This is a genomic window from Phycisphaerae bacterium (assembly GCA_035384605.1).
Taxonomy (GTDB): domain Bacteria; phylum Planctomycetota; class Phycisphaerae; order UBA1845; family PWPN01; genus JAUCQB01.
In genome coordinates this window covers 1-14,168 of the sequence record DAOOIV010000128.1, presented here as the reverse complement: position 1 = coordinate 14,168, position 14,168 = coordinate 1, and the positions used below count along the sequence as shown (strand labels likewise).

Sequence of the window (14,168 nt, the reverse complement as noted above, 5' to 3'; positions counted from 1 at the left end):
TGGGCATGCGCCTCCAAATGAATCCTGAAGCAGGTAGGGCAGGTCAGAGCCCTGCAAAGTCGCATCGACGAAGCAGGGCGCCGACCTGCCGAACCACGGATAGGGGTAGGAAGGGCGGATTGACCGTCCCCCCTCCCTCCGAACCGGATCGCTCGGCCCGCAATCCTTTCCGGGCCGCATCCCCTGCGGAATCCTTTCCGCATTCGGCATCCATGACGATGCCAATCCTCCACCCGAAGGCCAGCAGGTAGGGCAGGTCACAGCCCTGCGAAGTCGCATCGACGAAGCAGGGCGTCGACCTGCCGCCACCCTGACCGCCCCCCGCGCCAAACGAACCCACCCAGCCAGCATGCAGCAATTATAAGTATTTGTGAAATAAGTACGTAAGGCATGATCGTCTGCTCTTCCATGCCGTGGCGTGCTGGTGACCGCACTGGCCCACGATAGCCAACGGGCTGGCTGCGGCACCTCCAAGCCTTTCCGGTGATAACGCTCTTCATTTCCCGCTCAGAACCGTTGTGTGTTGAATGGGCGTCGACCCCAGACGAAATACAGTCAGCACCGGGGAGCTGCGATCCCAATGCCCTCGTCTTGGTCCGAGTATCCTCCATCGCACCCCTGAGGCGAGGAAAAACGCATACAGTCGTTTTGTGGACGAGATATTAGAGGGCGCCGAATTCATTGATAGGCCCTTATTGGACGATATCATTCACGCGCCGATTTGGCGTGGATGAAGTGGAAGTCTATTTAAGGAGAACGACGATGAAATACCTGGTTGTGTGGTCAATTGCCCTCGTGCTGTGCCTGGGTCTGACAGCCGGCTGCAAGCAGGAAAAGGAAATGGCTGCAGCTCCGGAGGAACAGGCCGAGCCCCCGATGTTCCCGGAGGAGACGGTGCCAAAGGTCGAACCGGCGGCCGCACCGGCCCCCGTCGATGTGACTGCGGCGGCGCCGGCACCCAAGCCTGCTCCCAAGGAGAGTTACGCCGAGCCGAAAGCCCCAAGAACCTACGTGATTCAGAAGGGCGATACGCTCCAGAAGATCTCCGAGAAGTTCTACGGCACAACGAAAAAGTTTGACAAGATCTACCAAGCAAACAAGGATGTGCTCAAGGACAAGAACACCCTCAAGGTCGGCACCAAGATCAAGATCCCGGATTGATCTGATCCGGGTGATCGACCGGATGGCAGGAATGCCTGTACCCCTGGAGGGAGGCTGCAAGAGTGGGACCGGCGGCGGCGGATCATGCATCGAGGCAGTTCCGCCCCGCCACTCCGCACTCCAGGATTCCTGCGTCGCCTGATGCCCAATCGCCGCTGGACAAGCCGGTGCAGTTCGTGCGGGGTGTTGGTCCACACAGGGCAAGACTCCTGTCCAAGATCGGGATCAACACCGTTGGGGACCTGCTCGAGTATTTCCCCTTTCGCCACGAGCACCAGCGTCGGCCTCAATCCATCGACAGCTTGGTTCTTGACGCCAATGCGACGGTTATCGGCATCGTTGACTCGGTTCGGAGCAACCTCACCCGCCACGGCGGCCCAAGCGTTACTCTGAGACTGAGCGACGGGACCGGGACCGTCCGGGTCGCTTGGTTCAACGCCCCCTACCTGCGAGACCGCTTCCACCGGGGGCAGGTGCTACGGATTCACGGGCAGGTCGGCGAATTCGAGGCCCTTGCCCAGTTTGTCAACCCGACCGTCGAGCAGCTCGATCCCCAGGCCGATCCCAAGACGTGGGATTTCGAGCGGGTGGTGCCGATCTACAAGGCCACCGCCTCGCTATCGACCACCCACATAGCTCGAATCGTCGACAACGCCCTCAAAGAAACGCTCAATTCCATCGACGAGACCCTGCCGGAAACTCTGCGCAAACGTCGGCAACTGATCGGTCGTCGCGAAGCCATTTGGCGCATGCATCGGCCGGACAATCCGGAACAGGTAATCGAAGCCCGACGACGCTTGGCCTACGACGAGCTGTTCGCCATGCAATTGGCGATTGCCCTGCAGCGCCGATGGACGGCCACCGGAGCGAAGGCGCCAAGACTGCCGGTGACCCCCGAGATCGACCAAAGAATCCGCCGCCGCTTCCCGTTTCCGCTGACCGCCGCACAAAACAGAGTCATCGCCGAGATCTGCGCCGATCTGGCACGCGACAGACCAATGACCCGGCTGCTGCAAGGCGACGTCGGTAGCGGAAAAACCGTGGTCGCCTTGTACGCGGCCCTGACGGCCATCGCCAACAAGACGCAATGTGCCATACTGGCGCCGACGGAGGTCCTGGCCGCACAGCACTTTGCCGGAATCGAGCGATACCTGGCCGGCAGTCGCGTCGAAAGGTGCCTCCTGACCGGCAACACGCCCAGATCTCAACGAGACAGGCTCCTGGAATCCGTTGCCAAGGGAACGACAAACCTCGTCGTCGGAACCCAGGCATTGCTGGAAAAAACTGTTGAGTTTGCGGATCTCGGCCTGGTGATCGTTGACGAGCAGCACAAATTCGGCGTTTCTCAGCGGGCCATAATGCGAAGCAAGAAAACGAGAAGCCGCCATGGTGCTGCCTCGCTGCTTCCGCACTATCTCGTCATGACCGCAACGCCGATTCCGCGGACGCTGTCGATGACCGTCTTCGGCGACCTGGACATCTCCACGATCGACTCGTCGCCCCCCGGACGTCAGCCGATCCACACGAAGATCGTGCGTCCGAAGGAGGAAGCGGAAGCATGGCTGGCGGTCCGACATCGGATCCGCGAGGGCGATCAGGCCTATGTGGTTTACCCGCTCGTTGAGGAGTCCGACGAACTGGATCTCAAGGCAGCCACCGCGGAGGTCGACCGGGTGGCCCGGGATCTGCTGCCGGGAAGCAGGGTGGGCTTGCTCCACGGACGCATGAAAAACGCCGAGAAGCAGACGGTGATGCGGGAATTCGCCGCCGGCCGTCTTGATGCCCTCGTGTGTACAACGGTTATCGAGGTCGGGGTCGACGTGCCGAACGCCACGGTCATGGTCGTTCAGCACGCCGATCGCTATGGCTTGGCGGCCTTGCACCAACTTCGCGGGCGCGTCGGTCGAGGATCAAAAGCCTCGATCTGTCTTCTGATGACCGATTCGCCCTCCCAACTGGCCAACGAGCGACTGGAGATTCTCTGCCGAACCACGGACGGTTTTCGCATCGCCGAGGAAGACTTGCGTTTGCGCGGTCCGGGTGAACTGCTGGGCACCCGCCAGCACGGATGGCCTGAGTTCCGGGTGGCCAACCTTGTGGAGGACACCGAAATCCTGATGCAGGCACGCGACGATGCCGCCCGGCTCGTCCGCGAAGATCCGAACCTGAAGAACCCTCTCCACGCACGGCTGAAGGCCGAGCTGCGCCGACGCTTCCGCGACAAAGTGGCCTTCATTAGTGTCGGATGATAGAGTATCGGGTCCGGCTCGAGGAGACTGGCCAAGGCTGGTGCGTTTCGCGATCAGCCGCGGCGGCGGATGTTCCGGCCCGACCAACGACCGACATGGAGAGCCGCTGACGGCTGCAAACCCGAAACCAGCGCTTTCCCGATGGAGCACTATATGCAGGGGCTTGACAACCTCAAGTACGACGCGAACGGCCTGATACCGGCGATCATCCAGGATGCCGACACCGGCGAAGTACTGATGATGGCCTACATGAACAAGCACAGCCTGGAGGAGTCGATCCGGACGGGCAAGACGCACTTCTGGTCGCGATCGCGCCGGCGGTATTGGATGAAAGGTGAAACCAGCGGCCACACCCAGGAGATTCAAGAGATCTTCATTGATTGCGATGCCGACACGATCCTCGTGAAGGTCAAGCAGAACGGCGCGGCCTGCCATGAAGGTTACAGAAACTGCTTTTTTCGCAAATATGATGCGGTAACCGAACAGTGGTCGGTTTGTGCCAGGCGTCTGGTGAATCCGACAAAGGTGTACGGGAACAAATGACCGGTCATCCCGCCGCTGAAAACCGGACCGCGAGAGAGCTGCACTTGGCAACCCAGGAATACCTGCCGCTGTTCCCCAAACGTACACGATGGTTATGGTGGCCGTCCGCCCTCGCTGGGGTGGTGGGCCTTGCTCTGACCTATGGCTTCGACGAACCGGCCGTTGACGATCGGCGTATCCACCAGATCCTGCTCGCCGCGGCCATCTTGTTCCTGCTCAGCCGGATCATGTTGTTAATCCCCCCTGTCGAGATCTCCGCTCGGATCGGGCGTTGCTGGCTGGACTTCGCGGTTCTTCTGGCCGGGGCGGTGTGGTGGGGGCTGGATCACGACCGCCAGCGAGAAGTCATCGAGATTATCGCCGGCTACAGCGCGGCGATCGGATTCCTCGCCGCGTCTCAGGCTGGCGTCAAGTGGTTGATCGAAGGGCCCCTGCCCGGCGTGCATCCCGGCCCGGTTCGGCGGCTGTTTCTCGCCGGCCTCTTCTTGGCGATCGTCGGCGGGTTGATTCTGTCGTTGCCGCGATGCTGGGCTCGAGGCTATCCCGCCTCGTCCGAAAGCGGCTACACCGGCCAGTTCCGTTACGAAGTCGGAGCCCACGCCCTTAATTGCCTGTTCACCTCCGCGTCGGCAATCACCGGCACCGGCCTGTCGGTCCACGACATAGGCCACGACTTCAGCCTCGGCGGGCAGATCGTCATTCTCCTGCTGATGCAGATCGGAGGACTGGCCATATTGGCAATCGGCACAGTGCTCGGCTTGCGACTTCGGGCCATGCTCGGCTGGGAGACTCATCAGGACGACACCACGCCCGAGGGACTCCGGCGGGCAGTCAGGTTCTCGTGCCTTCTTCTTCTAACGATCGAAGTCATCGGTCTTCTGGCGATGTTCTTCGCGCAGCCGAGACTCTTCGATTCTTCCGAGCCCCTGCGGCCGAAGATCGTGGCTTCGGTGTTCCATACGATCAGCGCGGCCTGCAATGTGGGGCTGACACTCAACAGCGATAGCATGGTAGGAGCCCGCGGGCTGGCTACCACCTACGCCGTGATCCTGCCGCTGATGATTCTTGGCGGCATCGGCGGGCCCTTTTTCTTCTCCATATATCGCAAGCTTCGCGATCGTACCGCCCGCATGCCTGTGGATGTTTGGCTGACACTGGTTGCCACGGTTCTGCTGGTGGTGATCGGCGCGGGCCTGTTGTACGGGATCGAGAGCACATACACATGGCAGCTTCGATACCCGCAGGAGAAGACGCTCGGTAGCCTGCAGTGGAACGGCGCCTCCTCCGCTCCCGCTGGTGAGATTGTTTTCGGCTCCGGCAGCAGCGAACGGGTGCAGGCCGAGCGAATGTCGACGATGCGGCGCGGTCCGCGGATTGCGGCGGCGTTCTTCCAGAGCGTTACGGCCAGAACATGCGGCATGCGAACCGCGCGATTGGATGACAAGTCGCTCTCTCCGGCCAGCCGCTACCTGCTCATGGTCTGGATGCTCATCGGCGGCTCGGTGGGCGGAACGGCCGGCGGCGTGCGGATCTGCGTCGTCGGGCTGCTCTTGCTGGCGATTGTTCGACCTCGAGGACGGCTGTGGCGAAGTGAGGCAAGCTTGAGCCACGGCACCGGGCGACAGACGCTGGCTGCGGCCGGGGTCGTTGTCGCAGCCATGGCGTTGGTGATCGTCGTCACGAGTTTCGTGCTTATCTATCGCCAGAGAGACGCCTCATCGGGAAGCTATGTGTATGAATCGAGCAGCGCCCTATTTGAGTCGATCAGCGCTTGCACCAACACCGGCCTGTCCGCGGGGTTGACCGCCCAACTACCGACCGAGGACCACCTGAGCGGCCCGGTGTGGTTGCGCGTGACCAGCCGCAGCGTGTTGATTCTGGCCATGCTTCTCGGTCGTGTGCTGCCGGTCGGGATTCTTCTGCGGTGGGCTGCTATCAAGGGCAGACAGCCCCCTCCATGAACGGCATCCAGGCAGAGCCGCGTCAGTGGTCTGTCTTGACTTCTCTGCGGCCCAAAAAGCTTTTCTCTTGGGGGTCAACTGCCCACGTCGGCGGGTCTCTCGCCTTCGGTCAAAACCTTCTGAATGGCACCCCGAGCAAAGGTGATCTTAACATTGGCCGACTCGTCGACTTTGAGAGTCACTTCAGTATCGTTGGTGCTCACGACCGTGCCAATGATTCCGCCGATGGTCATGACGCGATCGTTTTTCTTGATCGCGTTCAGCATATCCTGACGACGTTTCTTGTCCTTGCGGCTGTTCCAGGCAACCAAACCATAGAACACCACAATCATCAGGATAAGGCCGATCCACATGGTGGGGGGGCCGCCGCCACCTTGGGCAACAACGGGTATGTCAAACAAGTGCGTCACTCGCAGGCTCCTTTGTCGTCGATTCTACTGAGGCCGCCGTCAGCGGCTACCGGGAACTCGGCAAGCAGTGTCTCCCAATCCCCACTGGGAATCAAGTCTCGCAGGCGAGCCATGAATCGTTGGAAGAACCACAAGTTGTGCAGAGACAGAAGGATGGGGCCCATCATCTCGCCGGCCAGAAACAGGTGCCGGATGTAAGCTCTGCTGAACCGCCGACACGTCGGGCAGGGGCATTCGGCCTCCAGGGGCAGGTTCTCGGCCCGGTGTTTCTCATTGCGAAGCCTGAGCGGATGCGTCGCTGTGAATGCGTAACCGTTTCGGCCGTTCCGCGTTGGCAAGACGCAGTCAAACATGTCCACCCCCGCCCGGACGGCCGCAACAATGTCCCTCGGCGTGCCAACGCCCATTAGATACCGCGGCTTGTTGGGCGGCAGATGGGGGGCCACTTCGTTCAGTACCTCAACCATATTCCGGTGCGTCTCGCCGACAGACAATCCGCCGATCGCGTATCCGTCAAAGTCCAGATCGATAAGCCGATCGGCGCACAATCGCCTCAGGTCGTGAAACACCCCGCCCTGGACGATACCGAACAAGGCCTGATCGTCCCGCTCGTGAGCCTGCTTGCAGCCGGCGGCCCAGCGGACGGTTCGATCCACAGCTTGGGCCACCGCCTCGCGGCCGGCATTGCCGGGAGGACACTCATCAAAGGCCATGATGATGTCGGCGCCAAGCTGATTCTGGATCCGGGTGGCCGAGACAGGGTCAAGATGAAGCCACTGACCGTCAATGTGCGAGCGGAAAGTCACACCATCATCGGTAATGTGGTTCAACTCCGCCAGCGAGAAGACCTGGTAGCCGCCGCTGTCCGTCAGGATCGGGCCGTCCCAACCTATGAAGCGATGCAGCCCGCCGAGCTGCTCGATAAGTTCTGCTCCCGGCCGCAGGGCAAGGTGATAGGTGTTGGCCAGGATGATGTCCGCGCCGCTGTCGCGGACTTGCTCGGGCCACAGGCCCTTGACTGAGCCCCGTGTGCCGATCGGCATGAATGCCGGCGTACGTACCGGTCCGTGCGGCGTATGCAAGACGCCGACCCGGGCCTGCCCGCCCGGCTCACAATGATGGATCTCCAGCTCAAACACTGGGGATATGATAACCTCATCGGCCGGGAACATGGACCGCTGGGCCAAGACCCTGCCGATCTGGGTTGCCGGCAAGCATCCCGGAAGAGCCCCGCCGGCAAACCCTCGACATAAGCAGGCGATGACTCAAAGCACTCCAACCAAGAGTGGCCAGACTCGGGGGTGAGTGGCATGCGCTGATTCAAGAGTGTCGCCAACGACGCCTGTTTGAAGTAACGGTCGCCGGTCAGGGCCTCGGTGACGTCCTATGGCTGGATCTCCACGAACAGGATGCGCTCGGTCCGCACGGTCTTCAGGAGTTGTGACGGCCTGATCGTGGCGGGCGTCCAGGCGAACGAGCAGAGCCGGGAACAGGCTATCGGCAACACAAACGGTCATTCCTTGGCCCGCCCGCTGAGGTCATAACCACCTGCTCGGCGGGATCCGACGATAAGCCCTGAGCGGTGCCCGGGACCGGCTCTGTTCGTTTGCCAAGGGGGCGTTTGTGGCCGGGTCCAAAGATCCCCAACACCAGACAGGCACTCAGGTACCCGATGGTCCCGCCCACCAGGCAATCGCTGGGCCAGTGGAAGAACTGGATGAATCGGGAAGCGGCGCAGCCGAAGGCCAGTGTCCAGAAAAGCCAGGCCAGGCGCGGGTAAAACGTTGCCAGCACCGTGCCAAAGGCAAATGCGGCCGCGGAGTGACCCGAGGGAAATGACGAGCTGCGATCATCGGTGTTGCCGGGAGCCCAGCCGACCCAGGTGTCCGCCGGCCGGGTAGCCGGATCATCGAAGTCAACCACGCCGGAGTTCGGGCGGTATCGCACGATGGTGTATTTGCCGCCGTTGTAAACGACCATTGCCACCAGTTGGGACAACAGGATGGCCGCAACCACCCGACGCCAACGGCGGTCGAACGCCGCTACCACCACACAGGTCACGATCACCGGCAGAATCTGCCCGAAATCCCGCAGGCCCAACAAAAACTGCTCTGTCCAGCCGTGGGGATCATCAGGAAAACCCCTATTGCCCCATCGCAAGATCCGAACGTCGAAACGCAACAGGAGCAGCGACGCCGCGACGAGGGCAACCGCAGGGAGGCAGCGCTTCAGCCAATGTGCCCACGGGGGTAGAGAGGAATCAGACATGATCCGCAACGGTCGGCCTGGGAACGCGACGTTCCAGATACGTGTAGCCCTCGAGCCCCCGCTCGTACTTCTCCAGGAAGTGACCGGCTTCCTCGAAGGAGATTGTGCCCGACCGGACGGCGGCCTCAACGGTCTTTCGCATCCGGTTCGACAGCTCAGTTGTGGAGTACTGCATGAACTGAAGGACTTCCTTGATCGTATCCCCCTTGACCAGTTGCTCGATCACGTAGCCGCCCTCGGGGCCGAGACGGATGTGCACGACGTTCGTGTCGCCGAACAGGTTGTGCATATCGCCGAGCGTCTCCTGGTAAGCCCCGGTCAGGAACACGCCCAGGATATAGTCCTCGCCGTTAAGGGGGTGCAACTCCAAAGCATCCTTTACATCACGCAGGTCGATGAATCGGTCGATCTTGCCGTCGGAGTCGCAGGTGATGTCGGCCAGAATCCCCTGCCTCGTGGGCTTTTCGTTAAGCCGGTGAATCGGCAGAATCGGAAAAAGCTGCTGGACGGCCCAGAAGTCGGGCAAGGACTGAAAACACGAGAAATTACAGAAGTAGGTGTCGGCCAGCGACCGCCGAAGCCCCTCCAGATCGTCCGGAACGTACTCCAGTTCCTGCACGATCCTCAGGATCCGTTGCATGGCTGCCCAGAAAATCGACTCGGCCATGCTCCTGTCTTTGAGGGTCAGGTAGCCATGCCGGAAGAGGCTCATGCATTCCTCGCGGTAATGCAGGGCGTCATGGTAGCTTTCCTGGAAGTTCTTGCGAGTGATATTCCGGCAGCAGTCCAGCAGGTTGCGGAGCACGTCGGGCTTGTCTTCGGGGATCTCCTGAGGCACCTCGGTCTCGCTGTATGAGCTGACCCCCAGGACGTTGAAGATGAGGACCGAGTGATGCGCCGTGATCGCCCGGCCGGACTCGGAGACGATGACCGGGTGGGGCACCTCTGCTCCGTCACAGGCATCCAGAACCGCGCTGACGACGTCATTCGCGTACTCCTGCATGGAGTAGTTGCGGCTGCTGGCAAAGTTGGTCTTGGAGCCGTCATAGTCGACCGCCAAGCCGCCCCCGACGTCCAAAAACCGAAGCGGGGCCCCCATCTGGACCATCTCGACATAGATCCGGCAGGCCTCTTCGAGCCCCTCGCGAATCGAGCGGATGTTGGTGATCTGGCTTCCCAGGTGGAAGTGGAGCAGTTGAAGACAATCCAGCATCCCGTTGCCCCGAAGATAATCCACCGCCTGGACCAGCTCAGCAATAGTCAGACCAAACTTGGAACGATCTCCGCCCGAGAACTCCCACTTGCCGGAGCCGCGGCTTGACAGCTTCACCCGCACGCCCAGCCGGGGCACCACGTTCAGCCTCTGGGAGGCTTCCATGATCAGCGGCAACTCTGTGAATTTCTCGACGACGATGGTGACCGCCTTGCCCATTTTGCTTGCGAGCAAAGCCATCTCGATGTATTCCAAGTCCTTGTAGCCGTTGCAGATAATGAGCGATTCGGTGGAATCCAAAAGGGCCAGAATGGCTAGAAGCTCCGGCTTGGAGCCGGCCTCAAGACCAAACTGATAAGGCGTACCGTAGGTTACGATCTCCTCAACAACCTGCCGCTGCTGGTTCACTTTGATCGGGTATACACCCAGGTAGCGGTTCTTGTAGCCGTATTCCTGAATCGCTCGGTGGAACGCCTCGTTCAGGGCTTCGACGCGTGCCCGCAGGATGTCCGAAAAGCGGATCAGGATCGGCAAAGAGATGCCGCGGCGTTGGAGTTCATCGACCAACTGCTTGAGATCGAGCATCGGGCCGTGGGGACCCTGGGGGTGTACACAGGCATTGCCATTATCATTGATCGAGAAGTAAGGATGACCCCAGTTCCGGATGTTGTACAAGTCCATCGCGTCACTGACGGTCCATTTGCGAACGGCATCAGTCTTCTCGGTGAAGACCGGATGATAGAGTTTGCCCATTCAAGCAGTCCTCGTTGACCACCGCCCCCTCCATGCAGCGGTCCCCCAATCAACTCAATGGCGATTCCTCATCGTCTCGCAAGGAACCTCAGACACGGAGCCTTGTCGTTCGAAGCCCAGGACACCTGCCTCTTTGATCGCTCGCTCAAGAGCAGACGCTCGCGAGAGATCGCACGCGCCAAACGCCCGCCTGTCCCGCGATCCCGATCTATTGTGGCATCGGTTTTCCGAAGGTCAAGATGTTGGGCACAATTCTTGCAAGATTTTTCATCGACCGTGAGATGCCAGAGCTTGAGTCGGAGCCACCCGGCGAATTCCGGCAGATGGCTTGCTGGGCAACGGCGGCTTGGCCACCGGGTCCGACTCCTCCGGCAGCGACCCGAACCTCCGCGCGGCAGCGCCCGCCAGACCGACCGGACACCCCCACCTGTTTCGTCTGCGGCAGTGGAGTTTTGTGCCAGACGGTTTCGGCCGCATGCCCTGCCTCGAAGAACGGTCCTTCTGAAACCTGCCTGGAGCAACGGGCGCCGCCGACACCGACCAAGCCGACGCGCCGGGATAAACCGGATACCACGCGGGGCGACCGCCAGGCGAGACCTCTGGTGTGTTGGGACCCGCCGCCCAGGCAGCACGTGTGTGGCAAGTCACAGGTACAGGCTCGCCTCCCTCCGCGATGCTCTCAGTGCACAGAAAGCATCTTGCGTGCCGCCTCGGTAATCGCCACAACGGCCGGGTGATTGAGTCGGCGCTCGACACTAATGGCGTAAAACCGTTCTGTGTGACCGCCGATTTCGCCGATCATCTCGACCTGCCAATTCCGCGCGACCTCCGGAGCGATCACATTGTGAGCGGGAAAGAAGCCCCGTCCCTGCTGCCCCAGGGCCATGATCAATTCGACATCCTCGGATTCGGCCACGACGGTGGGGTGGACCCGCATCGTACGAAACCACCGTTCCAGCGTACCGCGCATGGCCGTGGTCTCGGCCGGGAGCAGGGCTGGCGATCCGGACAGCGACTCGGGAAAGCCCTCACGCAACTGTCGGGCAAGATCGGAGACGGCAAAAAAGGCAATGCCACACTCGCCGAGAAGATGACTGAAGGCTCGGACCTTGATCTGGGGCGGCATGGGGGCGTCCGAGAAGACCAAATCAACCTCGTGCGTTGACAGCTTGGGCAGCAATTGCAAAGGAGTTCCCTCGTAACACATCAACTTTAGGGGCTCAGGCAGACGGAAAACCGGTTCGAGCAGGCGACGGACCACGAGTTTGGAAAGCGTGTCCTGAGCTCCGATGCTCAGGCGAGCGGGCGGACCTGCGGGACAACCCCGCGCCGCATCGACCAGTTCGTTGCCCAAGGCAAAGATCTCTGTGGCGTATCGGTACACGGTCTGGCCGGTCTCCGTTAGAACCAGATTGCGCCCAACGCGATCAAAGAGCTTGGCCCCCAGGTAGTCCTCCAGGGCTCGAATCTGGGTGGAGATCGTGGACTGCGTCAGATACAATTGATCGCACGCAGCGGCGATCGTACCTTCCCGGGCAACCATCCAGAAGTACCTTAAATGATTGAAGTTAAGTGATTCCATGGTCATCATTATATATCGATATAATCGAATGGTCAATTGCATATTTTGAATGAAACTAATGACATTAGCCGGGCGTAGAATACGACGTCAGTGCCGGTGGATACGGCACCATCAGCTAAAGAAGGGAGGTCTACATGCGTGTTCAGATATTCGCGAGGAACGTCACTCTGACCCCCTCTTGGGTGGACTTTATCGAGCGACGTTTGACGTTCGCCCTCGGGCGATTCGCCTCACGAGTTCAGGATGTGGTCGTGCGGATTCAAGACCTCAATGGTCCGCGCGGCGGGATCGATCAGCAGTGCCAAATCGATGCACGCATTCTTCCCTCTGCGTGGAAGACTGCCAAGGGGACAGGTGCCGACTTGGGTTCGGCGATCAGCATCGCCGTGGACCGGATCGCTCGGTGCGTCCGGACGGACCTGGATCGCCGACGGACCCGTCGAATCCGCGGGCGTAAGCGCATGGAAACCCCGGTCCTCGCGTGAGTACCGGGTAACGGGCAGGTGTCCCGGGCCTGAGGAGCTCGGGGCTGAATGACCGGAAGCGAGGTGTGAGATGACATTCCGCCGAATCAGAGCTCGACACCCCGGTATGTCGGGGTACGCGAGAAACGTGCTGCCGGCGGCTCGGGCGGTTCGCCCAAAATCCACACCCGACGATTCCGGAGCGTTCTGTTTCGCGGACGCACGCTATCAGTATCGTTCGGGCAGCATTCCTTCCGGCAGGTCTCGAAGCTGTGTGGCGGTGGAGCAGTTGACTGCCGAGGCGATGCGTCCTTGCGGCTACTGCAGGGACGGGCACGAGCGATGCGGCGTGTGCCAAGGGCGAGGTTGCTCTGAAGACCGGGACACCTGCGATCATTGCCTGGGGCTTGGCAGCTGCACGTGTGGTTTCTGCGGAGGATCGGGCCTGGTCACCTGCGATGCCGTTGCCCCCGAACTGCGGGTGGCCGTGGCTATCGAGCGAATCAAGGAAGCTTCGCGGCAGCTCGATGCCATCACGCGTCAGCCGTCAACCCCCTCCGCGGGTAGCGGATCTCAGCAAAGTCTCGATGAGGTCGGCCGGACCCTGCTGGCGTTGAACCGGGTGGCGGCAATGATCGAGGACTCGCTGCATCTGCTCCAGGCAGAGACCCAGAACCGACCGGGCGGCGAACAGGATCTGTCGCGGGTCATCCGGTTCGGCTTGAAACGAGCCGCCGAGTGTATCCTGCAGATGCGCGCAATTATCAATGGCATGGCCGTTTCGGCTCGGCAGCTTGCCAGACAGAGCAAGCGTCGCACGAAGGAGCGGGAAATCGCCGTCAAGCGTGCCGCTTTCTACGCGTCGTTGCTGAGACGGCCCGAGCTGCTGACAGGTACCGGTTTTGAAAGGGTGCTGTTGATCGCAGCCATCGAGAAGCTGCGTAAGGCATCGGCCTCGCCGACCGCCGGGCAGGGCCGGCCGCAGGAGGAGCCATGACAACTCGTTTACCCGAAGATTCGTGGGCGGTTGCCGCGGATGGGCGCTGCGAGATGAAGCCCTGCGGGAAAACTCGCGACCGGAAGCGGTCAGACGTTGATTCTGGGATGAACCCGCAACCTCACCAGGGCTTCAGTTCTGTCAAGGAGCGTGTTTGCGCCCTGCCGCGCAGGCCCCTTACACCCCCACGGGTGCCACCTGAAGTGTTCCTCGGATAGCCGCACGGGCCGGAGCCGGTGTTGTTGATGTGTCACCTCCCTTCTGGATTCCTTAATCCGGTGCTGACCTCCCGGCGTAGCGGCGATGCACGTCGCGACCGCCCGCCTCGCTTGGCAGGGCGCGGAGTCTTGCCGCGGGCCCGCGCAGAATAGTCGCCGCGTCACCATGGGCACGGCTCTCTCGGATGGCAAAGGGGCGGATGGAAAAGGGCTCAGAAGCCATTTTCAGTAAAGGTGGTAACAGGAGGTCATGTTGTTCCGCGTTCTCGGCGTACTCACCGGTTGACAAGAGCGGTCAGCATTCACCCATTAGCCCCCGTCTTGTCAAGCGCGAAAACTCCCTTGGCGA

General features: G+C 61.1%; 11 protein-coding genes. 6 read left to right on the top strand and 5 right to left on the bottom strand.

All coding sequences use genetic code 11. From position 1 onward, the window contains the following. The first annotated feature begins 762 nt into the window (after positions 1–762). The 4 genes from PLL20_19170 (at position 763) to PLL20_19155 (ending at position 5,914) form a co-directional block, all read left to right on the top strand. On the top strand, positions 763–1,161 hold the full coding sequence (locus PLL20_19170) for a LysM peptidoglycan-binding domain-containing protein (GenBank protein HPD32119.1): 399 nt from the start codon (positions 763–765) through the stop codon (positions 1,159–1,161). A gap of 62 nt (positions 1,162–1,223) precedes the next feature. Then, on the top strand, positions 1,224–3,410 hold the full coding sequence (gene recG, locus PLL20_19165) for an ATP-dependent DNA helicase RecG (GenBank protein ID HPD32118.1): 2,187 nt from the start codon (positions 1,224–1,226) through the stop codon (positions 3,408–3,410). 141 nt (positions 3,411–3,551) lie between these two features. Next, positions 3,552–3,953 (top strand): phosphoribosyl-AMP cyclohydrolase, encoded by a 402-nt coding sequence (hisI, locus tag PLL20_19160; GenBank protein ID HPD32117.1) that lies wholly within the window; start codon positions 3,552–3,554, stop codon positions 3,951–3,953. After that, positions 3,950–5,914 (top strand): potassium transporter TrkG, encoded by a 1,965-nt coding sequence (locus PLL20_19155; GenBank protein ID HPD32116.1) that lies wholly within the window; start codon positions 3,950–3,952, stop codon positions 5,912–5,914. The genes hisI and PLL20_19155 overlap by 4 nt, the downstream gene beginning before the upstream one ends. Before the next feature lie 74 nt (positions 5,915–5,988). Here the strand turns inward: PLL20_19155 and yajC are convergent, their stop codons facing one another. The 5 genes from yajC to nhaR form a co-directional block, all read right to left on the bottom strand. Further along, entirely contained in the window at positions 5,989–6,324 is a 336-nt protein-coding gene (gene yajC, locus PLL20_19150; GenBank protein HPD32115.1) for a preprotein translocase subunit YajC, read from the bottom strand. Further along, a complete protein-coding gene (gene tgt, locus PLL20_19145) occupies positions 6,321–7,463 on the bottom strand; it encodes a tRNA guanosine(34) transglycosylase Tgt (protein ID HPD32114.1) in 1,143 nt (380 codons plus the stop codon). The genes yajC and tgt overlap by 4 nt, the downstream gene beginning before the upstream one ends. A 355-nt stretch (positions 7,464–7,818) precedes the next feature. Further along, entirely contained in the window at positions 7,819–8,592 is a 774-nt protein-coding gene (locus PLL20_19140; protein HPD32113.1) for a phosphatase PAP2 family protein, read from the bottom strand. After that, positions 8,585–10,558 (bottom strand): biosynthetic arginine decarboxylase, encoded by a 1,974-nt coding sequence (gene speA, locus PLL20_19135; GenBank protein ID HPD32112.1) that lies wholly within the window; start codon positions 10,556–10,558, stop codon positions 8,585–8,587. Before speA ends, PLL20_19140 begins: the two co-directional genes overlap by 8 nt. Positions 10,559–11,237: 679 nt before the next feature. Further along, entirely contained in the window at positions 11,238–12,140 is a 903-nt protein-coding gene (gene nhaR / locus PLL20_19130) for a transcriptional activator NhaR (protein ID HPD32111.1), read from the bottom strand. Between the two features lie 134 nt (positions 12,141–12,274). Here nhaR and PLL20_19125 point away from each other — a divergent pair, with 134 nt between their 5' ends. After that, positions 12,275–12,625: an HPF/RaiA family ribosome-associated protein gene (locus PLL20_19125; protein HPD32110.1), complete on the top strand. Its 351-nt coding sequence runs from the start codon at positions 12,275–12,277 to the stop codon at positions 12,623–12,625. A 70-nt stretch (positions 12,626–12,695) separates the two neighbouring features. After that, on the top strand, positions 12,696–13,601 hold the full coding sequence (locus tag PLL20_19120; GenBank protein ID HPD32109.1) for a hypothetical protein: 906 nt from the start codon (positions 12,696–12,698) through the stop codon (positions 13,599–13,601). Positions 13,602–14,168 lie beyond the last annotated feature (567 nt).

Coding starts and splice junctions, on each gene's coding strand:
- PLL20_19170 (HPD32119.1), top strand. CDS start 763: ATGAAATACCTGGTTGTGTGGTCAATTGCCCTCGTGCTGTGCCTGGGT.
- hisI (HPD32117.1), top strand. CDS start 3,552: ATGGAGCACTATATGCAGGGGCTTGACAACCTCAAGTACGACGCGAAC.
- PLL20_19155 (HPD32116.1), top strand. CDS start 3,950: ATGACCGGTCATCCCGCCGCTGAAAACCGGACCGCGAGAGAGCTGCAC.
- PLL20_19140 (HPD32113.1), bottom strand. CDS start 8,592: ATGTCTGATTCCTCTCTACCCCCGTGGGCACATTGGCTGAAGCGCTGC.
- speA (HPD32112.1), bottom strand. CDS start 10,558: ATGGGCAAACTCTATCATCCGGTCTTCACCGAGAAGACTGATGCCGTT.
- nhaR (HPD32111.1), bottom strand. CDS start 12,140: ATGGAATCACTTAACTTCAATCATTTAAGGTACTTCTGGATGGTTGCC.
- PLL20_19125 (HPD32110.1), top strand. CDS start 12,275: ATGCGTGTTCAGATATTCGCGAGGAACGTCACTCTGACCCCCTCTTGG.
- PLL20_19120 (HPD32109.1), top strand. CDS start 12,696: ATGACATTCCGCCGAATCAGAGCTCGACACCCCGGTATGTCGGGGTAC.